The organism is Dermatophilus congolensis (assembly GCF_900447215.1).
Taxonomy (GTDB): Bacteria; Actinomycetota; Actinomycetes; order Actinomycetales; family Dermatophilaceae; genus Dermatophilus; species Dermatophilus congolensis_A.
The window spans coordinates 1,022,769-1,045,369 of record NZ_UFYA01000001.1; the positions used below are offsets into that span (position 1 = coordinate 1,022,769).

The 22,601-nt window shown below is 59.9% G+C and carries 12 protein-coding genes; 9 read left to right on the forward strand and 3 right to left on the reverse strand.

Going from position 1 to position 22,601, the window contains the following annotated elements:
• Positions 1–4 precede the first annotated feature (4 nt).
• The 3 genes from DXZ77_RS04355 to DXZ77_RS04365 all read right to left on the reverse strand — a co-directional run bounded on the left by DXZ77_RS04355 (position 5) and on the right by DXZ77_RS04365 (position 4,876).
• Positions 5–823 carry an SGNH/GDSL hydrolase family protein gene (locus DXZ77_RS04355; protein ID WP_115030267.1) on the reverse strand — a complete coding sequence of 273 codons (819 nt, stop codon included), beginning with the start codon at positions 821–823 and terminating at the stop codon, positions 5–7.
• A gap of 563 nt (positions 824–1,386) precedes the next feature.
• Positions 1,387–3,165, reverse strand: coding sequence for an ABC transporter ATP-binding protein (locus tag DXZ77_RS04360; RefSeq protein ID WP_181816023.1), 1,779 nt, complete (start codon positions 3,163–3,165; stop codon positions 1,387–1,389).
• Positions 3,158–4,876: an ABC transporter ATP-binding protein gene (locus tag DXZ77_RS04365; protein WP_220181590.1), complete on the reverse strand. Its 1,719-nt coding sequence runs from the start codon at positions 4,874–4,876 to the stop codon at positions 3,158–3,160. The genes DXZ77_RS04360 and DXZ77_RS04365 overlap by 8 nt, the downstream gene beginning before the upstream one ends.
• A gap of 215 nt (positions 4,877–5,091) precedes the next feature.
• Here DXZ77_RS04365 and DXZ77_RS04370 point away from each other — a divergent pair, with 215 nt between their 5' ends.
• From DXZ77_RS04370 to DXZ77_RS04410, 9 genes are read left to right on the forward strand one after another with little or no spacing between them, the layout of a single operon-like run.
• Positions 5,092–9,609 carry an amino acid adenylation domain-containing protein gene (locus tag DXZ77_RS04370; protein WP_181816024.1) on the forward strand — a complete coding sequence of 1,506 codons (4,518 nt, stop codon included), beginning with the start codon at positions 5,092–5,094 and terminating at the stop codon, positions 9,607–9,609.
• On the forward strand, positions 9,606–10,382 hold the full coding sequence (locus DXZ77_RS04375) for a thioesterase II family protein (RefSeq protein WP_181816025.1): 777 nt from the start codon (positions 9,606–9,608) through the stop codon (positions 10,380–10,382). The genes DXZ77_RS04370 and DXZ77_RS04375 overlap by 4 nt, the downstream gene beginning before the upstream one ends.
• Entirely contained in the window at positions 10,375–12,021 is a 1,647-nt protein-coding gene (locus DXZ77_RS04380; RefSeq protein ID WP_115030270.1) for a phosphopantetheine-binding protein, read from the forward strand. Before DXZ77_RS04375 ends, DXZ77_RS04380 begins: the two co-directional genes overlap by 8 nt.
• A complete protein-coding gene (locus tag DXZ77_RS04385; RefSeq protein ID WP_181816026.1) occupies positions 12,018–13,121 on the forward strand; it encodes a saccharopine dehydrogenase NADP-binding domain-containing protein in 1,104 nt (367 codons plus the stop codon). The genes DXZ77_RS04380 and DXZ77_RS04385 overlap by 4 nt, the downstream gene beginning before the upstream one ends.
• Entirely contained in the window at positions 13,118–14,230 is a 1,113-nt protein-coding gene (locus DXZ77_RS04390) for a Gfo/Idh/MocA family oxidoreductase (protein WP_147279193.1), read from the forward strand. The genes DXZ77_RS04385 and DXZ77_RS04390 overlap by 4 nt, the downstream gene beginning before the upstream one ends.
• Positions 14,227–19,665: an amino acid adenylation domain-containing protein gene (locus tag DXZ77_RS04395; protein ID WP_115030273.1), complete on the forward strand. Its 5,439-nt coding sequence runs from the start codon at positions 14,227–14,229 to the stop codon at positions 19,663–19,665. Before DXZ77_RS04390 ends, DXZ77_RS04395 begins: the two co-directional genes overlap by 4 nt.
• A gap of 58 nt (positions 19,666–19,723) precedes the next feature.
• On the forward strand, positions 19,724–20,398 hold the full coding sequence (locus tag DXZ77_RS04400; protein WP_181816027.1) for an MptD family putative ECF transporter S component: 675 nt from the start codon (positions 19,724–19,726) through the stop codon (positions 20,396–20,398).
• Positions 20,395–21,111, forward strand: coding sequence for an energy-coupling factor transporter transmembrane component T family protein (locus DXZ77_RS04405; RefSeq protein ID WP_115030275.1), 717 nt, complete (start codon positions 20,395–20,397; stop codon positions 21,109–21,111). The genes DXZ77_RS04400 and DXZ77_RS04405 overlap by 4 nt, the downstream gene beginning before the upstream one ends.
• Positions 21,108–22,601, forward strand: a complete 1,494-nt coding sequence (locus DXZ77_RS04410; RefSeq protein ID WP_115030276.1) for an ABC transporter ATP-binding protein — start codon at positions 21,108–21,110, stop codon at positions 22,599–22,601. The genes DXZ77_RS04405 and DXZ77_RS04410 overlap by 4 nt, the downstream gene beginning before the upstream one ends.

The following is a 22,601-nucleotide window of genomic DNA, read 5'->3' on the forward strand; positions in this document are numbered from 1 at the left end:
CTCGCTATAGGTTTGTGGAGGTGATGGTGTCGAGAATCATCGATGCCATCACCTTCACTCCTTCTGGGGAAGGGTGCACCCCATCGGGAACGAGGCTGGTGCGGGTGGCGTCGTTGGCGGCACGGATTTTGTCAGCCCAGGGGACGAGGTGGAGGTTGGGGTGCCGGGTGGCAGCTTCGGTGAGCATGCTGTGGAGTCGAGTAGAGGCGTTTTCGTCTGCGGTGGGATTGGCGGCGCGGCGGACGAGAGGAGTGACCCAGTAGATGTGGCGCTCTGGGCCTGCGGTGCGCATGATGCGTTCGATTTGTACGGGAAAAAGTGCTGGTTCGAAGATGTCGTTTTCGCCCGAGACGATGACCAGTGTGCGAGGTTGTGCGTTGGCGGCGTCGATGGCTACGAGGGCGTCTGCGGCTGCGTGGGTGGGGCGGCCGTTCCAGTGATCGAAGGTCATGGGGTGTTGGTGTTCTTCGAGGGTGCTGGCCAGGGCAGAGTGTAGGCGGGCGGCTACGGAGTCCCCAAGCAGGAGTACGCCGTGGGGGTTGTCGGCGACTTTTTTCATGGCGGGGATGGGGTCGTTTTTGTGTCCGTAGTGTTGCCAGGGGCCGATGGGGCCTGAGCCGCTGAGAGGTTCCGCAGTGGGGGTGGGTTGGGTGTGGGGGGCGGTGGCGCGGCCGATGAGGCAGCCGCCGGTAAGGCCTGCGCAGAGGGCGACAATTGTCACTGCGGTGAGGATGCGGTGAGGCAGGGCAGGGCGAGGCGAGGTGTTGGTGACAGTCGCAGTGATGTCGGTGCTCGTAGCCTCGATGGTGGGGGAGGGGTTCATGACGTCTACCGAATCGGCTGGGCGGTAACGCTTTTGAGTGTTTTGTGGAGGTTGTTGGGGGAGCGATCTCGATCGTGTCGTTGAGGTTAAATTTTTGGAAGTTCCGTCTATTGAATTAATTAACGCCATGTTCTTCTGCATAGAAGAGCGGGATAGAGCTATTTCTCTCTGGAATTAACGCCCCGGGTGATGGTGGTACTTGATGTCGGCAACCCCAGCGAGAAATAAGAGCTAATGCGATTCCCTCCACGGAACGGGTGGATGTGTCGATGTCGATATTGCCGACACTAGTCAGAGAAGAGATGAGAGCGGGCTTGAGGGACTCCGGGAGTGGGATCCCTCGGAAACCACTGTGGCATGACTTGTCACGCACGTGAGGCTTCTGGGTGCCGTATGGGTGTCGAGACCTTGGGCTTGGAGCTTACGCGCGGTCTCTCGGACAGGCAGAGAAAATCCTGCAAAATATGTGGAGGCGGGAAAGAAGTCACATATCAACCATGCAAGATGGTTGCTCGGCATGGTTGAAGTGCTGCCCGCCCCCACAGTGAGGTGAGAAGCGCTTTTCAGCAGGTAGTGGATGAGGTCAGTTGCCAACCGTGTGCAGCTCGTCTGCGGTCCCAGAAGCGGCGGTAGGTTCCTGATGCTGCGTGCAGCTGTGCATGTGTCCCAATCTCCTCAATGCGCCCTTCCTGGTTGAGCACGACGATTTGATCAGCGTCCTCAATGGTTTCCAGTTTGTGGGCGATGACGATCAACGTAGAGGAAGCCCGTAGCCGTGCAACTGCCGCCATGACGTTGCCTTCGTTCTCTGCATCGAGGGCAGAGGTTGCTTCATCGAAGAGAACGATGGGGGCGTTTTTGAGCAGGGCTCGTGCGATGGAGACGCGTTGGCGTTCACCGCCGGATAGACGTCGTCCACCTTCACCCACGGCAGCGTCCCAGCCGAGCCGGTCAGCGATTGATGTGACTCCAGCCAAGTCGCTGACCTCACGGATTTCATCGTCGGTGGCTTCAGGGCGAGCTACTCGAATGTTCTCCATCAGGGTGTCGTCAAACAAGTACACGTCTTGGAACACCATCGACATTCGTGCCATCAGGTCTTCGGTGCGCATCTGGCGAATATCGACGTCATCGACGCGGATTTCTCCAGCGTCAACATCCCAAAAGCGCGCGATAAGTCGTGCGAGCGTTGTTTTACCGGAGCCTGAAGGGCCCACGATGGCTGTCATCGTGTGTGGCGCAACAGTGAAAGAAACATCACGTATGACAGGGCGTTCGGGGTCATATCCGAATCGCACGTTCTGTAGCGCTATTTCGTGGCCGTCTGTGTGGTTAACAGGCTGGGCTGATTGGGTGGGTTCGCTCAACAGGGGAGCGTTGACGATTTGTCCAAGGTGTTGGAGAGGTTTGCGTAGCACCCCAAGGTTGAGCATCAGTTGGCCGAGTTGTTCGAGGTTGCGTGCGTAGCGCAGCAGTACCCCGATGAACACCACCGTGGTGATGGGGTCCAGCTGTGTATGGATGATGACGGTGATTGTTACGACAACGACAGATTGAAGCACCATGCCGTTGAACAAGATCGGCAAGAGGCTGAGCCATAGTTCTTTGCGTTGCGCGCGTTCATTTTCTGCGGCGGCTTGTCGTAGAGGTTCGTAGTTGATGCTGCGCCCGGTTGCGCGCAGCATGGGTTGGCAGGAAGCGAACTCAACGAGCCGGTGGGCTACTTCGTTTTCGCTGGCGGCGGATGCGCGGCGAAGACGGTTCAGTAGCGATTGGGACCACATCAATGTGATGGCGATGAAAGGTGCCAGGACAGCCAATGTCCAGCCCACGCGAGGCTGCCAGACGGTGGCACCGCCGATAATCGTCAGCAGACCAGCGGCATTGCGAACGATCTGCCCGGTGTATTGGGCACTGTTCTCAGCAACGAGGACCGTGTCACGTGCGATGAAGCGCGATAGCACGGCTGTGCGGGCGGGGGTGAACCAGCCCATGGGTAGGCGTGCAAGGGTGCGGCCTAGCCGGTCATTGGAGTTGTTGAGGTAATCGATGACTGCGGCGTATCCGAAACGGGCCGAGGTGTATTGCCAAATTGCGCCAATGAGGGCTAGCGCGCCGATGGTGGCGATCCATGGTGTGGCTGGATTCCCCTGTGCCAGGGCTGATGCTAGGGGCATCAGCAGGGACACGGCTAGACCATCGAGAGCACCGCCAACAGCATTCATGAACAGGAAGATGCGTTGCCGTCGTTGCCCTTCGGTGCCCAAGTAGGGGCGCAGTGCGTTGATCAGTAGCGGATCGCGCCAGGCGGAGAGCGCGCGAGTAGCGGATTGCTCAGACATGGACAGCTCCCAACAGCGTGGAGAGTTCGGCGTGCGTGGGGTTGGACTGCACTGCCGCGATCTGACCGTCGCGAAGAGCCACTACTTGATCGACGCCGATGACTGAGGTGGCGGTGTGGGCGATCACGATGACGGTGCGTCCGATGGCCAGGTGGCTCAGGGCCGCCTGGACTTCGGCTTCGACCTCGGGGTCGGTGGCGGTTGTTGCTTCGTCGAGGATGACGATCGGGCGGTCGGCTAGGAGTGCCTGTGCGATGGCTAGGCGTTGGCGCTGTCCTCCGGAAAGGTTGGCTCGGGAGTCCAGGCCATTTGGCAGGGCTGCGATTTCGTCCCAGATGTGGGCTCCGATGGCGGCTTGGCGTACCTGTTCTTCGGTTGCTTCTGGTTTGGCTAGGCGGATGATTTCCCGCAGTGGAAGGTCGGGAAGGTGTGGGGTTTGTAAGACGAATGCCACATGTTCGTAGAGGTTGTCGATGTCGCGGATATCGACTCCGCCGATGCGTATGACGCCGCTGGTGGGGTCGTTAAATCGGGCGATCATGGTGGCGAGGGTGGATTTTCCTGACCCGGAGGGTCCTACCAGGGCGGTGGTTGAACCGGCGGGAATGGTTACTGACACGTTGCGTAGTGCCGTGGTGCCTTCGTTGTAGGAGAAGGTGACGTTTTCGAATTGCACGGATGCGTCGGCGGGGGTGTGTTTCTGATCGGTGGGGTTGTGGGTGGTCAGTGTTGGGGTGTCTATCAGATCGCGGATGCGCACGGCGGCGCTTCCGGCTAGCTGGTAGGACCACATCGACCCACCGAGGACGACCACTGCTCCGGGGATGACTAGCGAGATCAGTGTGGTGGTGAGTAGGTCGACGACTCCGACATGCCCGGCTTGGACGAGTAGAGCGCCGATAGCGGTGTTGACGAACAGCAGCACTGAGGTGCTGACGACTGCTTCGGATAGGGCGCTAATACGCAGCAGTGGTTTGATCCAGTCGAGGAAGAAATCGACGAAGCGCGTTGATGCTTGTGTGAATCGTGAGTGGGCTTCGTTGGTGCGTCCGAATGCTCGGACGACTTCGATGCCGTCGCAAAATTCGACCACCGTGGCTGATGCCTGCTCCAGGAGGTGGTTCATTTGTGCGGTTTTTTCGCCCATGCCGCGCATGCTGAATAGCTGCAGCAGCACGTATAGCGGCAGCGTCGCGATAGATAGCAGGCCTAGGCGCCAGTTGACGACGAAGGCGTAAGCCACCAGGCATATGGGGGAGACGATCGCAAAAGTGGTTTCGACTGGGGCGTGGGCGATGAGTTGGTGCAGGGTTTTGGTGTCGTCTTGCACGGCTTTGCGGACGCGACTTGAGTTGGTTGAGGTGAACCATGACAGGGGTGCTTGGGCCAGGTGGGTGATGAGTTCTCGGCGGATGTGTCCGGCGAGTTTCAGGTCGGCGAAATGGCAGACGGTCAGTGCGAGAAAGTGCACGAACAATTGACCAAGAAATGTGGCGATGAGGATATATGTGACATTTCGCACATTGTTCGCGTCAGGGGCGTTGCTGAGTAGTAATCGTCCGAGTTCAACGAGGGCTACGTAGGGGGCGATGGAGAGCAGCCCGGAGAGCCCGCCCAGTATTCGTGCAGTGAGTAGAAGGCTGCGAACAGGGGTGAGCAGAGCTTCTAAGGCTGCTTGACCTGCTTGATTGTCGGGTGAGTCGGTATCCAATTTTCCTCCTCGGCGATGTCCCGCAGCTCGCGAGGCGGGAGCTCCCTGTGGGTAGGTAAAGCTACCCTAAGTGAGCGATTGAGGGGTTCTATTTCCGTATAGTTAATGATAATGGTTCTAAATATGAACGTTATTTCTCGATACTCGGCGCGCCCATGACAGGCAATAGTTCCGAACCCCTCACGCCACCCCCCGAGCACACAACCCAGGAGCCAATGAGTTCGCTGCAACGGGCCTACATGGTTGGCCGACTGCACGACCTACCCCTTGGCGGACAAGAATGCCTGGTCTACATCGAATTCCGAGGAGGTGAAATCGCTCAACAAACTCTTCAGCACGCCGTCGATGTCGTGCATGGTCACGCGGCGCTACGAGCCCGCTATAACCCCGAGCACATGATCATGGTGGACACCAACGTGCCCCCTCCACAGGTGAGGGAATACACGATCGGGTCGCAGATCTCACACCGCGCCGACGTGCGCCGGATACTGATGCAAGAAACCATCAACATCGAAAAAGGACGCAACTGGTCAGCGGCCATCAGCAGCGGGCCTGACCACGAACAAGTCATCCACCTCGTTTTTTCCCTTGCCGCAGTCGACCTGGCCGCAGTTGGAGTCGTCCACGAACATCTGGCTCGCGTGTGCCGTGAACCGGACTACACACCAGCCATGCCAACAACAATCGCGCAGGTATACCAACAACACCGCGAGCGCACCTGCCCCCGGCCGCGTACGCAGCAAGCCGATAAGCCCGCCATGTTGGATGGCCCCAAAATTGACGGCCTTATCTCCCCGACACAGGCTGCGACAGACATGACCACGCTGCGTCACTATCTCTCGCAAGAGCAGTGGCAACAGCTGGAGCAGCGAGCCGACGAACACGGCGTTACTACTGCTGCGCTGGTGTTGACTCTGTATGAACGCGTGATTCGACGTTGGTCACACAACCTAGATTTCTGCGTCACCATCGCCGCGCTCAATGTGCGGGGAACTGAAGACATGGTCGTGGACCGCACCTGTGCCTACGCCCACCGTGCTTACGACGGTGAAACTTTCGCAGAAGAACTTGCTTGCGTCTCAGCTGAACTGCGTCGCTGCTTAACGGAGCAGTGCGATGCCATGGCCGAAATGCGCCAGGCTCAAGTGCTTGACCAGCCAGTGGAACCAAGCCGATTTGTGTTTACTTTTGCGCCGGCAACAAACTTGTTTCCGCCGCACGCAGTCCGCACACTAGGGACCCCAACCACCTGGGCACAGACACCCCAAACTGCTTTCGATTTACGCATCGCCAGGGTTGATCACGACACGATTGAAGTAGCCGCCGATGTGCGGGATGTGGCCCTTCCTGCAGATGTGAGCGAGGGTATCTTCACGCTGCTGCTCGAACAGATCGACGACGTGATCACTCACGGGTCCCCACGTGCCCAGGTTCCTCGCGAACAGGCTCGACAGCGCGCTGCAGCGAACGCGAGCCAGCCGTGTACACCCCAGCTCCTGCATGGGGGCGTGCGCGCGCATGCTCAGCACACCCCACACGCGGTGGCGCTCGTTGGGCCCGATGGAGAAACCGTCACCTATGCACAGTTGGATGCGCGAGCGCGGTCAATAGGGGCGAAGATTGCCGCAGTGGCTGCCCCAGGCAGCTTGGTGGCCGTTCAGATGCCTCGCAGCGTTGAACAGATCGTGGCTCTCGTGGGCGTGCTGTACGCCGGATGCGCCTACTTGCCGGTGAGTATTGAGGCTCCACAAGCTCGCGTAGAACGGATTCGTGAACGCTCAGGTTGGGCGGCTTTGATCACAGCCGATGGCGGAGACCTTGCTGGTGTGGATGCTGCGCCCCTGGAAGAGCCGGTGCCTGTTGATCCAGAGTCATTGGCGTATGTGATCTTCACCTCCGGGTCCACCGGGGAACCCAAAGGGGTTTCGATTAGTCACCGAGGGGCCCGAAACACTATCGATAGCCTGCGCCAGCGGCACAACATCGGCACCGGCGACACGCTACTTGGCACTTCCGGTGTCGATTTTGACCTCAGTGTTCACGATGTGTTCGGTGCTTTCGCTGCCGGGGCGCGGCTAATCGTTGTTGATGAAGCCGACGCCCGGGACCCTTTCACCTGGGCCGAGCTGGTGAAAACACACGGCGTGACTATCTGGAACAGCGTTCCCATGCTGTTGGAGATGCTGGTAGCTACCGGTGAGCAGTTACCCACGCTGCGCCTGTTCCTTGTTTCCGGGGACTGGATTCCCCTGGACTTGCCGTCCCGGTCACGGGCGATGTCGCCAGGATCGACGTTCGTGGCAATGGGTGGAGCAACCGAAGCCAGCATCTGGTCTAACGAATACGTCATTACCGGTGAGATACCGAAGCATTGGCCATCAATTCCCTATGGGCTGCCCTTGGATGGGCAGCAGTACCGGGTCGTTGATGCCCGTGATCGTGATGTGCCTGATGGGTGCGTCGGTGACTTGCTTATTGGTGGAGCTGGGGTAGCCAACGGCTACTACAACGACCCAGAGCGCACCGAGGCATCGTTCTTGACTGATCAGGACGGTGTGCGCTGGTATCGCACTGGCGATCTGGGCTTGTGGGCTGAAGGACTCGTGTTCTTCGCTGGGCGGCGAGACACCCAGGTAAAGGTTCGCGGGCACCGCATCGAGTGCGCTGAAATCGAAGTGTGCCTGAGCAACCTGCCAGGTATCGGCCGTGCTGTTGTGGTCCCGATCCGGAATCGTTCTGCCCTGGGAGCTGCGCTGGTGCCTCACGAACAGGCACAGGTCGACGTGCCCGCGGCACTAGCGCACGTTGCCCAGCAGCTTCCGCATTACATGGTTCCAGCCAGCGCCATCATCGTCGATGACCTGCCGGTTACGTCGAACGGGAAAGTGGATCGGGCTAGTCTCATCGACTGGATCGAGCGAGGTTCTGACCTGCAGGCTGTTGAAACGGTTGATGCCGACGATGACTTGGCGCTGGTGTTGAAAGTCTGGGCTGATGTGCTCGGCGTGCCGGTGCCAGCTGCAGGTAACTTTTTCGAGCTCGGTGGTGATTCGCTCACCGCTACCCGGATGTGTGCGCAGCTACGCAGCCACGGGTTTGAGGCTCAGCTGACGTCTTTGTTCCGGTACCCGAACGCTGCTGCCTTCACTGCCGCGTGCCAGCAGCACATCGAAGGCACCGCCACTGACGGTAAAGCTGAATCAGCCCAGCAGCGCGGAGAAGACCACGCGCACAGTTGGCAAGAGCTTGCCGCTGCGCAGGAAGTCAGCCTTGACACGCTCGGGCTAGGGCAGTGGTGTCGCTGGATGTGGAGCCATGTGCTGGCCGATGTGGCTGGCAACGAGATCGAAACAGTCGTGGAAGATGACAGTGACTTTTTTGAGCTCGGCGGTGATTCCCTCAAAGCGGCGCGGCTGTGCGCTGACCTGCGCATGTCCGGAGTGAGCGTGACTGTGGCAGATGTGTTCCGCCATCCACGGTTCGCTGATTTTGTTACCCGCTGCACCCTACTGGAAACGGACCACGTGGAGCAGAGTGCCACCACGGTTGGCTCCGTAGAGCAAGCGTTCCCGCTGACACCGCTGCAATTGGCCTACGCGCTGGGAGCAGACGGTATTCCTGGAGTGATTCGCACCGATCCATGCGTTGCCGTGATCGTCTCGAGCACAGACACAGCGGTGCAACGACGTTGGCGTATGGCGCTGGAAGCTGTGGTCGCACGCCACGACATCTTGAACCTGGTGCGCTCGGGTGATTTTGAGCAGCGTGTGGCTCCCCGCAGCGCACCAGAATTCGTCGAATTGTCACTGCCGATGACCGACGAACAGTTCCGTGCGCTGCTGCAGCAAATGGATGTAAACATGCAGGCCAGCCCGGCAGTGCGAGGGGTGGTGCGCACAGACCGGCCCGATGAGCTGGGGTTGGTGTTCAACTATCTGGCACTGGACTCTTCCAGTGTGGCGATTATTTTGCGTGACTTCGCCCAGATCGCCGCAGGAGCAGACCCAGGCACAAGCACAGTCTCGATCGATGCTTTCCGCGCCTACGTGGACCAACCCCCGGCGCCGACACAGGCTGCTCTTCCACCACCGCCGCAGATCCCGGTCGGTGCGGTGCCTACTGAGCCAGTCACCTTCGTATCAACAGGCCAGGTACTGACCGCGGATGTGGTCCAGGCATTGCAGCTGCGCGCCCGCGAACACGCCGTCACCGTCAACAGCATCGTCCTGAACTGCCTAGCGCAAGCCGTGACATCGGTGAACGGACAACAGTGCGTGACGATCAACATTCCCACTGCGCACCGTCCTGTCAACGCCGACAACGCTGTGGGGCAGTTCAGCCAGCTGGCGCTATGCACGATCGAGCAGAACATGGGGTGGGAACAAACCCATGCCGAGCTTGGCCGGGCCGTAGCCACAGCAGGCCAGCTCAACGTGCAACGCACCACCGGACGACAACGCTACCCACTGGTGTTCACCAGCCTGTTGGGCAGCGCATTGAGCCAACCGTTAGCTGACGGCCTCGTCCACACAGTTTGGACACACACCCGCACCCCTGCGGTCTTGATCGACTGCCAGGTAACACCGATGCCTGGTGGGCAGATTGAACTGCGCTGGGACATGCCCGCAGGCGTGGTAGATGCACAGTTCACGGACGCCGCGTTCAGCACATTCGTGTCCTTGGTCAAGCAAAGCGCCGAGGCAGAACCAACCTCAGTGGAGGAAGCCTCGTGAGCCTCATCACTGCCCTGGGCGCCTCGGCAACCAACAACAGCACTACCCGAGTAGTGCTGTTTCCACACGCCGGTGGCACCCCCCGCTCTTATCGGCACATCGCCGCAGCCCTACCGAACATGCGCATAGACGCAGTGACCTACCCCGGCCGGGATCACTTGCTAGACCGCCAACCTGCTTCCAGTGTCGAAGCGATCGTTGCCGAAGTAACCCAGGAGCTCAGTAGCCACACCGATAACACCGAGCGGCTCATTCTGGTTGGGCACTCCCTGGGCGCATTCATCGCTTACGAAACCACCGCAGCACTGGAAGAACTACACCGACCGCAACGAGTCGTTTTGGTTGCCTCCGGTCAAAACCCGCCGCTGCCACGCAGCAGCACCGCCACTACACCCACCCCAACGGAAGACGAAGACATCATCGCCGACATCGTCAGACAGAACCCCGCAACAGCTCAGGTGTGGGCCGACCCGCATCTTCGCGAGTTCTTCCTACCTGCCGTGCGCGCCGACTATCAGCTGTTGCACAGCTACGTCCCCTCTGGACGTCTCGTCGAGCAAATCCACGTGGTCGCCCCCCGCGACGACGAAGAAATCGACCATGGGCTCATCGACCAGTGGCAGCGATTCTCACGCCATGAGGTGTCCATGACTGAAGTTCCCGGCGGACACATGTACCTGGAGAACAATGGTGACCTCTTAGCCGAGGTGATCCTGGCGGCCAGCAACAACAGCACCGCTGACGAACACACGAAGGCGGCCCACCATGCATGAGCTCGATCTGTTCACCCCACAGCAAGCCCAGAGCATCGATGCCATCCTCACCGGCACCGGCCGACGAGCAGTCGATGCCGCCGCAGTGCTCCTGCTCGAAGCAGCACAACAAACCTGCGCAGAAACGCTCACAGCGCCAGTTGGCGCCGCCGCATCAACCGGATCGGTGATCTCTCGCGTACTGGCATTTACCCTGCGCACTGACACCGGGGTGCAGCTAGCGGCAGCCGACGGCACCCCCTGCTGGCGAGTGGAAACAACCAGTTCCGGGTCAGTGCGAATCGAACGGGCCCCCCAGGGGCCAACCGTTATCGGACTCAACACAGCGGTACTCCAAACCACCCGCGACCTAGCACGTTGGCTCCTCGAAACAGACCCCCAGCGGTGGATGCAGCAGCTGCCTTACCCGCGTGAAAATGCGTGGCGGCGCCGTCTCGAGGGCGAAGCGATCACAGCCGAACACCTGCTGTGGCAGTGGCTGCACCTTGACAGCCTTCCTGATGCCGGTGTCAGCGCAGCTGCGTGGTGGGAACACCTGGGATACAGCGGTGATCTGGGGCTTCTGCGCGAGATCTGGATTGATTGGTTGCTCAACACAGGCACCCTGATCCTTGACGAAGACCGCCTACGGCCAGGAACACGTAAAGGCACGTTTTCACAGGTCAGTGACCCCGCTGTGGTGTCACTGACCTGTTCTTTTGAGGCCCACCATGACCTCATTACGCGCATACTCACCGGGCAGGCTTCAGGCTTGGCCCTCCTTGACATCCCCGAACTACGACCCGCCAGCATCGCTGCTACAGACCCACCCCTGAGACCTGTGTGGGATGACATCGCAGCCATGGTTCAGCGCGCAACCTCCCAGGCACCGGAATCCACACTCACAGTCGCTGATGTTGGGGGATCTCTTACCGACAATCAGCAACTGCGCGAACAACTCCTACAAGCAGGAGCCCACATCGTGGCCGTACCAGCCGGGCGCCCTACCCAGGAGAACGTCGAAGCCGACATCGCTCTCGCAGTGCAGACGCTGCATCGCTGGGCAGACCCAGCCCAAGCAGTCCAGGACGTGGCACGCAGCATGAAACCCGCAGGGCACCTTCTCGCCGTGGAAACCACAACAACCGGACCTCTTGGCCTGCTCATAGCAGGCCTGATCGAGGGTGGATTCATCGATGCGCACGGCGCCCGCCGTAACACCCCCGCACATGATCGCCACACGTGGCTTAAAGAGCTGGAACGCGAAGGAATGAGGTGCATGTGGGCTACAACTGGCTCAAACCCCACCGTGGTCATCACTGCGCTATCCACCCAGCAACCCACCGCAACAAAGACCCCCACACCTGCAACGCGGCAGGCCAGCCCGCCCAGCACTCCCACAGAGATCGAACTTGCCCAGATATGGGCGGAGTTGCTGAAAACACCACCAACCAGCATCGAAGACTCCTTCTTCGAATTAGGCGGCGACAGCCTGCTAGCAACCCGTCTGGTTTCCACAGTGCGGCACCGATTCAACATCACGCTGCCTATGCGAGAGCTCTTCGCCGACCCCCGGCTAGCAGGCGTTGCCCAGCGAATCGACGAACACGCCACCAACGGACTGGATGCAGATACGACTATCGACGAGGGAGTCTTGTGACCAGACGAGCAGTAGGAGTTATTGGAGCTTCTGGTGATATTGGCCAGCGAGCAGTTGAGGCGTTACTGCGGCTGGGAGCACTCACCATTTCAGATCTGACACTCGCAGGACGTCGAGTAGAAAACATTCCGGCCCAACTACATGGACAGGCAACGCAACGCCGAGCCCTAGATGTCACAGACACCGCCGAACTAGCGCGATTCGCCACCGACCATGACGTCGTGCTGGACGTGACCGGACCAGCTCACCAACGCGCCCTGAACAGCGCCGCCGTGATAAGCGAACACGGCACTCACGTGGTCGCTGTCGGCGGCCCAGCAGATGCCCGATCCGTGCAAAACCTGCACATCCCGAAAAAAACAACAGCGTTGTTCTACGCCGGCGCGATCCCTGGGGCCTCCGGCATTATCCCGCGGGCACTGCTGCAGCAGTGCCCCACCGCCAGGACCTTGGAGGTCTTGGCTGGCGGGGTAGGGGCCTTCACACTTGCTGGTGCTGAGGATTACCTTGCCGGGTTAGCACACGGAGATGTCGAGCCCATGGCTGCCTGGCGTGAAGGGGCAGTTCGTTCCGGGGCAGCCACTCGTATCGAACAGGTACGGCTTGCGGAGTTCACCGACCCCGTATCGCTGTTCCCATACTGCGACCTGGAGGGGCAAGTAGTTGCACAAGAACACCACCTGACAGAAGCCACCTGGTACAGCGTCATGTCCGGTGAGGGAATCGCCGAAGTGCTACAGGTCGCCGCTGGCATGGGCATTGGTGCAGGGGCGCAACGGCTACGGGACGCCAGCATGGCTTTGGCTGCGGGGCGCCGCGTGCACGTCATGATGCGTGCACGAACTGAGGATCAGCAGCTGGTGCTCCGTGCGCCAGGGGAAGCAGTGTTGGCCGGATGTGTGGCTGCGGTGGCAGTCAACGAAATCCTGGCTGGTCAGGTCGGCGCGGGTGCTGCCATAGCCGCTCACGCTCTGGACCCGCAACGCGTCGTAGCGGCGCTATCGATAGCTGATCAGCGCGTAACAGTTACCCGAAGCTGCGTGGACTTCGGGGCAACAGCAGAGGGCACCGGCGTTGATATGGATGAGGGAGAGCTGTGAACCGACAACGACGTGTAGTGATTGCTGGCTCCACGTTTGGGGCCATGTACGCGCGCGCGGTGAGCACGATGCCGCATGTAGATCTTGTGGGCATCCTGGGGCGGGGGAGCCAGCGTTCAACGGCTCTGGCCCAGCAGTGCGAGGTGCCGCTGTTCACCTCACCAGCGCAGATACCTGACGATGTGGATTTGGTGTGTGTCGTCGTCCGTTCCGGTGGGGTCGGGGGATCAGGAACACAATTGGCGACCAGTCTGCTTGAACGTGGCATCTCAGTTTTGCATGAACTGCCTGTTGGCCAAGCCGACGCCCGCACGCTGGTTCGCGCGGCCCGTGCCGGTGGAGCGTCAATAACGATCGCTGATCTGTACCGCTGGTTGCCCGCGGTACGGGCATTCCGCAACGCCGCGCACGAACTCCTGGCCCACGAGGACGCCCTAGCCATCGAGGCGTCGCTGTCTATCCAACCTGCCCAAACTCTGGCGCGCATGCTCTTGGATTTGGGGATCAACTCCAGACCAGTCGATATGACCGTCACCGGGTCATTGGTCAGCGGCACTCTCGGATCGACACCGGTGACGGTGCGGTACGCGACAGTGCTCGATGACCGCGACACCGACAACAACGTGCGTTTCCCCTCGATGTCGATCCACACCGGCAGCGGCACCCTCTGCCTGCGAGACGTTCACGGCCCGGTCCTGTGGACCCCCACGCTGCATCTACCGGAGGGGCTGTGCAGCGACCCCCAGATGAGCGCCGCCGACACGATGATCGACTCCACAACTATGGCGCTGTACGAACAGCCAACAACAACCGGGGCAGCTCTGCGTGACCTGTGGCCGGTAGCCATCGCACAACAAATTGACCAGGCCCTGACACAGGCAACCCATGGCGGTATGACCGCTACGCACGCCCAGCAGGTACTCGCTGTTGCCTCCTTGTGGACGGCGTTGTCCAGTGGCCTAGCTTTCCCTCCTTCGGTCCCTGCGGTCGACCTTCAGGCTCGCCGCGCGCTCGCTGAGCGCATGTCTGCCGCTGCGCGCCAGGGGAGTACCGATGAAACAGAACCGTATTCGTTGACCGCAGCTTCTGAGAGGGGCGTTCGCCTGTGATCCCTACCCGTAACCTCATCGATGTGTGGCGTGCCCAAGGAATTGATCTGTGGGACGACGATGGCCGGCTTCGGTACCGCGCACCGCGCGGAGTTGTCACTGCCGAAACGCTCCAGGAACTGAAGGCACGTAAGGACGAAATCTTGACGGTGTTGCGCGCTGACCGCGGCCCGAGCGCAGATAGTGAACACCGCTACGACCCATTCCCGTTGACGGATGTGCAGAGCGCCTACTTGATGGGCCGTTCGGGAGCTTTTGACCATAGTGGCGTGGCCTGCCACCTCTACTGTGAGGTGGAGTATCCCCGGCTGCAGATGGAGCGTGCCTGCACTGCGTGGCAAGAGCTTGTCCGTCGCCATGACATGCTGCGTGTGCGTATTGACCCAGCTGGCTATCAGCAGGTGCTTGCTGATGTTCCGCCACTACCGATCACCGTGTCTAAGCTGTCTGACGCACAAGAATCGACTCGGGTCGAGCACGTGCAGCAGGTTCGTGCAGCGATGTCGCACGCAGTGCACCCAGTGGGGCAGTGGCCGATGTTCGCGGTGGCTTTCACGCAACCGCATGAGGACGATCCCGATAGCACCACGCTCATGCATGTCTCGTATGACTTCCTGATGGGAGACTGGGCGAGTTTGCTTAGCCTGCTTCGCCAGTGGGAGGAGCTGTACAACGGTGCAGAAGGTGCACAGCGCTCGCCGGTGCAGTTCCGGGATTTCGTGGTGTGGGAACGTGGGCAGCGGGAAAAAGCTCCTTACCGTCTAGCCCGCGACTACTGGCTGCAGCGAATTGATGAGCTGCCTGCCGCTCCCCAGATTTCTTTGAGCGAGCGTGAAAGTGATTCGGCTTGTTGGTCAGGCATTGAGGCCCTGATCGCCCCCGAAGCATGGAGCACGATCCGTTCACGGGCGCAGGCAGTGGGGTTGACACCTACGGCGGTGGTGCTGACGTGTTACGCCGATGTGTTGGCGCAGTGGGCGCAGGATCGGCATTTCTGTTTGAACTTGACGGTGCTTGATCGTCCCGCTGAGGTTCCAGGCGTTGATGAGATCATCGGCGACTTCACGACGGTCACTTTGCTGGAGGTGGGGGGCACAGCTGGCTCGTTCACTGAACGTGCCACGCAGGTGATGCACCAGCTTCTTGAGGATCTAGATCATCGCGCATTCAGTGGCGTGGAGGTGATGCGGGAGATTGCGCGTAGGCGTGGCCGGCAAGCCGCAGCGATGCCGTACGTGTTCACAAGCGCTATCGGCGTGGGCAGCCAAGATTCGGCTGAGAGGCAGCGGGGCAAGATTGTTCACAGCATCAGCCAAACTCCGCAGGCGGTGTTGGACTGCCAGGTGATGGACGATGCTGATGGGTTGCACATCCACCTGGATGGGCGAGTTGGTGCGCTGCAGGAAGCAGTACGCAACGACATGGCCGAGGTGCTAGTTGCCGCGTTGGAGAAGCTGGCCAGCGATGAGGGCGCATGGGATGCGTTTTCGCCGGTGGGGCTTGCCCAATGGCAGCAAGTTGAACGCGATCACGCCAACAACACTGCCCGGCATCAGGTGGAGGGCACTTTGCATGGTGCTCTTGCGCGTGCGGCTGCAGGTGCTCCGAACGCTCCTGCGGTTATCAGTGATCAGGTGTGCTGGAGTCACGCCCAGTTGCAGCAGTACGCGCTGACTGTCAGTGCGGCGTTGCGGCAACGTGGCGTGCAGCCAGGAGATCGGGTTGCGGTGTGTGTGCCGCGCTCGCCTGAGCAGATCGCAGCAGTTCTTGGGGTTCTTGCGCTGGGGGCTGCGTATGTGCCGATTGATGTACGCCATCCTTCGGGGCGTCGGAGCATGATTGCGCGCAGCGCCGAAGTTCGGGTGTTTATTCATGACGCCTCGACTGCGCCGGAGCCGTTGGATGGTGTTACGGCGGTTGAGTTGGCTTCGTTGCTCACCGGTGAGGCTGGTCAGGCTGCGACGTGGGTCGCCGATGTGGGGGACCCGGATGATCTTGCGTACGTGATTTTCACTTCGGGTTCGACGGGTACCCCTAAGGGGGTGCGGATGAGTCACCGTGCTGTGCTCAACACGATCGAGGACGTGAACCGTCGGTGCGGTGTTGATGCTGCAAGCCGGAGCATCGCGATTGCTGATCTGAGTTTCGATCTGTCGGTGTACGACATTTTTGGGCCGTTGAGTCAAGGGGGCGCGGTGGTGTTGCCGCCGGCGGAGGCCGTACCTAATCCTGCTGCGTGGTTGGCTGCTGCTGCGGACAATGGCGTCACCATTTTCAACACTGTCCCGGCTGTGGCGCAGATGATGTTGAGTGCGGTTGAGGGTGGCGCGTTGCCTCCGGCGGGGGTTCGTACGTGGATCCTTTCTGGTGACCGGATTCCGCGGGATTTGGTGCGGCGGTTGCATGAGGTGTTCCCGGGCACGGTTTTTGAGGCTATGGGTGGCGCTACTGAGGCTGCTATCTGGTCGATTGCGCACCGTATTGACCTTGAGTGTGTTTCCGGTGAGGTGCCTTATGGCACTCCGTTGGCGAATCAACGCTTCGCGGTGATTGATCAGGCTGGTCAGGATCGGCCAGTGGGGGTCAGTGGGGAGATTGTCATCCTGGGTGCGGGTTTGGCGCAGGGGTATGAGGATTGCGCGCAGACCGAGCGGGCTTTCGTTGATGATCCGGTGCGGGGTCGGTTCTATCGCACTGGTGACGCGGGCCGGTATTTGCCTGGCGGCGAGATTGAGATTGAGGGTCGTTTGGATGACCAGGTGAAGATCCGTGGGCACCGGATCGAGCTTGGTGAGGTTGAGAGTGTGCTGGTCGCTGACCCGTCGGTGCGTCAGGCGGCGGTCGTGGTTGCTGGTGAAGGAGCCCAGCGGGCGTTGCATGGCTTCATCGTTGCTGAGCCGGGCAGTTCTGATGCTGCTGGTGAGCCAGTCGTGCAAGCCATGGAGGAGGCTGCGGCGCTGGCTGCAGATGTGGTTGATTGCACCGACGCTGAGGGGATCGCTGCGTATGCCACGGCGATGGAGAAAGCGTGCGTTGCTTCCATTGTTGAGGTGCTTAGCCGTGTTGATGCTGGTTTGCCCGTGGCGGCAGCGCATCAGTGGATTGTTGATATGTGGCGGCAGACGTTGGCTGTATGGCATCCGCATCTGTTGGGCGGCGGTAACCAGGCGGCAGTGAATCCTGGCGCGACTGTCGGCGCGGCTGAGGTGCAGCGGTTGTGGGAGGAGGTGGAGCAGCTCAGCCCGCGGGGCGCGGATTATCGCGGTGTGACTGCGTATGTGCGCCGGTGCGCTGATGTTTTGCCGCAGTTGCTTAGCGGGGAGCAGCGTCCTTCAGATTTGTTGTTCACCGACGGTGTGGATGACAGTTCTGCGCAGGTGTATCGCAAACGGTTGAGCATGCGTTGGGGAACTGAGACTGTCGCTCATCTAGTGGAGCGGGTGGTTGAGGAGGATCCGCAGCGCCCGTTGCGTGTTCTTGAGATTGGAGCGGGCACGGGTAGTACTACTGATGCTGTGCGGCGCGGCTTGGGGGATCGGCCGTATGAGTACGTTTTCAGTGATCGTGCATCGTTCTTCCTTGATGCTGCCCAGCAGCGCTGGGCGGGTGATCGGCGGATGACGTTCACGGTGTTTGATCTGGATAAGGATCCGGTTGAGCAGGGAATTGAGCTTGGATCATTTGATCTTGTGTGTGCTTTTGGGGTGCTTGAGAATGCTCGGCATATCCCGCGGGCTCTGGATCGGGTGGCTGCGTTGGCTCGCCCCGGTGGGGTGGTCGTTATTTCTGAACCGGTCGGGGTGCAGTGGTGGATCATGGTTTCGCAGATCTTCATGATGACGCGCCCGGAGCCGTCGAGCCGCCCTGAGGGAGTCCTTTTCCCTGATGGCGCCTGGTGGTCTGCTCATATTGGGGCAAGCACGGGCAGTGATGTGGCACTCACACCTGCGGCGGATAGTGTGCTGGCCCCTGAGGGGTTTGGTTTGTTTGCTTCCCGTGTGGGGTGTGCTGCGGTGGATTGTCAGGTGCAGGATCAGTCCATTTTGGCCGAGGCGCGCCAGCAGCTGCCTGAGGTGATGGTTCCGGTGAGTCTTCGCCGGTTGCCTCAGCTGCCGTTGACTCCCAATGGCAAGGTTGACCGGCGGGCGCTGGTTGATCTGACAAGAGCTCAGGAGGCGGGGCGGCCTGTACAGCCACAGCCGCAAGAGAATTTTACGTGTGATCTCACGGAAGCAGCCGCTACGTGGGCGCAGCTGCTTACGCAGCTGTGGAAGGAGCACCTCGGCTCAGACAGTGAGCTGAGCTGGGCGGTGAATCCGTATGATCTCGGTGCGAATTCGGTCTCGGCGGCGGCGGTGTCTACCCAGGTTCGGGACCGGTTGGGCGATGGGGTTTCTTTCGAAGCAGTGTTGCGGATTTTGTTGACTGCTCCAGATATTGCTGCAACAGCAACCGCCCTGGAGCGTTTGGAAGCAAACTCTGATTCCACGAGTGAGTCGGCTTTGGCAGAGGCTGGTCAAGGTCAAGAGCCGGTGCAAGTGATAACGCTGGGTGAGTCGACTGCTGCGCCAGCGGTGACCACTGTGGTGTTCTCCGACTCATTGGCCTCGGCGGATTCGATGCGGCCGTTGCTGCGCAGACTGTGGCAGCACCCTGATGCCCAGGAGCTGTTCGGCGCTGACAGTGATGTGCGCCTGGTTGAGGTGCCTGATGATGAGTGGTTCTGCTCTGTGCCAGCTGCAAGCGCGATCCAGCAGATAGCAGCCAATGTAGCGGCTTCTCTCGAGCAGACAGGTGCTCAGGAGTACTGCTTGATTGGGTATAGCTTTGGCTCGCTCGTGGCTATTGAGGTGGCACGTCATCTGATCGAGAATGGTCATACGGTTCGGCCTCTGGGGCTGATCGATCCTCATGTTGTTCCAGCGGGTATTCACGATCGCCTAGCTGAGGTGATGTTTATTACTTCGCTGGGGGCGCAGACGCAGATGTTGTTCCCCGATGCGCCCCCGTTGGTGGCTTTGCTTGATTCGGTGGTTTCGGATCCTGCTGCTCATCCAGATGCTGCAGCGTTCTTCGCTTCATTGGATGCGTTGTCTGAGCAGGATCGGTGGGAGCTGTACGCAGCGGCGGTCTCTACTTCGCATCGGCGAGCAGTCTGTGACCTGCAACGTATGTGGCGACGTTATCGACACACAATGAACTCCGCTATGGAAGAGCCTGCGGATCTTGTGGTCGATGCGGTGATCATCCAGCCGTGCGATCACCTCGGTTTCCGCCCTGGGGCGCACGACGAATTCTTTGCTGTGTGGCAGGAACGCTTCATCGGTGATATTCACCGTGAACACGTACCAGGTAACCATTTCACCCTCGTCACTGGTGAATTCGCATCTACTACGGCGCAGGCTTTAACTGCTGGTTATCGAGCTCTTGTGTAAAAAATGTCAGTCAATTCTGATGCTTTAACCCGTGAAAACCCCTCGAAAGGATTTTTCTGTGACCAATCAGTCCACCTCCGACTCTGCCTCAGCGCCGAGCAGTCAAGCCCTCGTTCCTGACTCCCAGGGCAGCGCCTCGGCAGTGAAGAAGCCGTGGTTCACCGCCCGCGATTTGATCACCGTGGGTATTTTTGGGGCGATCTATGCGGTGCTGAATTACGCGTTCGGCATGCTTGGCATGTTTGGCCCATTGGTGTGGCTGCTCAGTGTTCCCCCAGCGATCATCATCAATGGCATCACGTTTGTGTTGTTCTACAAGCGGGTACGTAAACCCGGCATGATCTTCCTGTTCTCGCTGATCCTGTCGATCGTTTTCGTTCTTCACGGTGGTGCTCTGTTGGGGGCGATTGCCACCCCGATCGTCGCTTTCATTGTTGAGTTCGTTGCTCGTGCTGGTGACTACCGCACGAGGGCTTCAGCGATCGCGTCGTACACCTTGTTCGGTCTGACCGCGTTCACACCGTTTGTTCCGATTCTTCTCAATGCCGACACCTACTTCCAGACTCCTGCTTGGCAGGCCATGGGCCCAGAATTCATCGCCGCGGCGCAGCAGGTGTTCACCGTGCCGATGCTGCTGGGGCTGGCAGTGGCTTGCCCAGTATCTGGTTTCCTCGGTGGGCTGCTTGGAACAGCAGTGGTGCGTAAGCATTTCCAGCGCGCTGGCCTGGCATGAGAACGAGCGAGCCTGAGAGCTTGCGTGAGCGTTTAGCGCTTGACCCACGGACCACAATGCTGCTTGTTGCTGGCGTCAGCGCGGCAGCATTGGGTCCGTATGGTCAGCACTTCATCGTTCCCGGTGTTGCTTTAGCGGTGCTGTTGGCGCTGTCAGTCAATGAGTGGCGGCGTGCTGTAGGGGTGAGCGTGATCGCGCTTGGTGCGTGGCTGGCTGCGCGGCTGCTACTGCCGATCTCCTCTCCTGCAGTGGCAGCTTCGGTTGTCGTGCCGTTGGATTACGTGGCCCGGTACTCCGCTGCTGTAGGGGTGGCGATTCATTTGTTCGCCACCACATCACCGACAGTGCTGCACGCGGCACTTCGGGCGCTGCGTTTGCCGCGTTCGATCGCTGTGACTCTTGTGGTGATGATCCGGTTCCTTCCGGTGGTATTGACCGAGGCGTGCGCGGTTCTTGATGCCATGCGGCTGCAAGGTTTGACACGTCCGTCGGCACTGTTTCGTCACCCCATATTGGTGATTGAGAGGTTTACTGTGCCGATGATCGCCTCCAGCTTGCGGGCCGGGGATGATTTGTCGTCGGCGGCGTTGCTGCGTGGGTTAGGGTCACCGACGCCTCCGAGCGTGCTTCATCCGCCACGGTTTCGGGCGATTGATGCCGTCTGGGTCCTGATTGCAGTCGTTCTCTTCGTTGCGGGGTGGTACTGGACGTGATCGATCTGAGCAATGTGAGCTGGAAGTACCCGCACGCTGAACACCACACACTCACCAGCGTTGATCTGCATATCAATGCTGGTGAGTGTGTGGTGTTGTGCGGCGCCAGCGGAAGCGGTAAGTCGACGTTGCTACGTCTGATTAATGGTCTGGTTCCGCACTTTTATGACGAGGGTGATTTGCGTGGTCGTGTGATTGTTGAAGGTGTAGTGACCAGCCAGGCTGATCTGGAGACCATTGGGCGTCGCACGGGCACTGTGCAGCAGCATCCGCGTCGGCAGTTCTTCACAAACACGGTGAGTGAGGAACTGGCTTTTGCCATGGAAAATTTCGCTCTACCCGTCCCGCAGATCGCTGAACAGGTCAGCGCTGACCTGCAGATTTTGGGTCAAAACATGGACGTGTCGGTGCCGTTGACATCGCTATCGGGAGGGCAGCAGCAACAGGTTGCGCTGGCCTCTTCGACAGCGCATCGTCCGCGCATCTTGTTGCTGGATGAGCCCAGCTCTAACCTGTCCACCGAAGCTATTGCTGCTTTGCGTGCGACGTTGGAACGTCACCGCGCTGCAGGTATGACGATCGTTATCGCCGAACACCGCCTGAGCTACCTGAACGGCCTAGTCGATCGTGTCGTGATCATGGATTCTGGTGAGATCTCAGCGATATGGGACGCCGAACGTTTCGCCGCAACTGATGATGCTGAGCTGGAAAGCCTGGGTTTGCGTGGTGAGGTTTGTGCGGCACAGCTGGCCACGAGGCCAGCTGTTGGGCCCAGCATCGCTGATGCCAGCGAGGCCTGTGATGTTCCTGAGGGAGCGTTAGAGCTACGCAATATTGAATGTCGGGCTGGACGACGCACGATTGTGGCTATCGATCGGCTAACGCTGCCACGCGCAACGGTGACTGCGTTGCGTGGCAGTAACGGTGCAGGTAAGTCAACGCTGGCTCGTGTTATTGCTGGCCTGCGTCGGGCACGTGGTGAGATCCGTTTGGATGGGCGCAAGCTCAGTCGTGGTGCTAGACAGCGGGCTAGTGCTCTGGTGATGCAGGACGTGCAGCGGCAACTCTTCACTGACACGGTGGAGGCAGAAATCGAGTTGGCTGGGCGTGATGCGGCAGGAACTGTGGTTGTGACTGATCTGCTCCAGGCTTTCGATTTAAGCAAACTCACTGGACGTCATCCGCTGTCTTTGTCTGGGGGTGAGCAGCAACGCCTGGTCATTGCAGGTTCTCGGTTGGCAGGGCGACCCATCGTTATTTTCGATGAGCCAAGCTCTGGTGTGGATCGGCGTCACCTAGAGTCGATTGCCGCGCATATCCGCTCTGTGGCTGCAGATGGCGCAGTGGTGATCCTGATTAGTCATGACGAGGATCTTTTGGCGCGTGCCGCTGACCAGCAAATTACGCTGCGCCCATTGCATCAGGTTGGGCAGCCTGCGGGAGAGCGTGCATCTACAGCTGTCTCTTCAGGTGCTCACGTGGCACTGTGA

What these genes read in the sequence shown, in the direction of transcription:
- DXZ77_RS04355 (WP_115030267.1), bottom strand. Translation starts at nt 823, where the DNA reads ATGAACCCCTCCCCCACCATCGAGGCTACGAGCACCGACATCACTGCG.
- DXZ77_RS04360 (WP_181816023.1), bottom strand. Translation starts at nt 3,165, where the DNA reads ATGTCTGAGCAATCCGCTACTCGCGCGCTCTCCGCCTGGCGCGATCCG.
- DXZ77_RS04370 (WP_181816024.1), top strand. Translation starts at nt 5,092, where the DNA reads ATGAGTTCGCTGCAACGGGCCTACATGGTTGGCCGACTGCACGACCTA.
- DXZ77_RS04380 (WP_115030270.1), top strand. Translation starts at nt 10,375, where the DNA reads ATGCATGAGCTCGATCTGTTCACCCCACAGCAAGCCCAGAGCATCGAT.
- DXZ77_RS04405 (WP_115030275.1), top strand. Translation starts at nt 20,395, where the DNA reads ATGAGAACGAGCGAGCCTGAGAGCTTGCGTGAGCGTTTAGCGCTTGAC.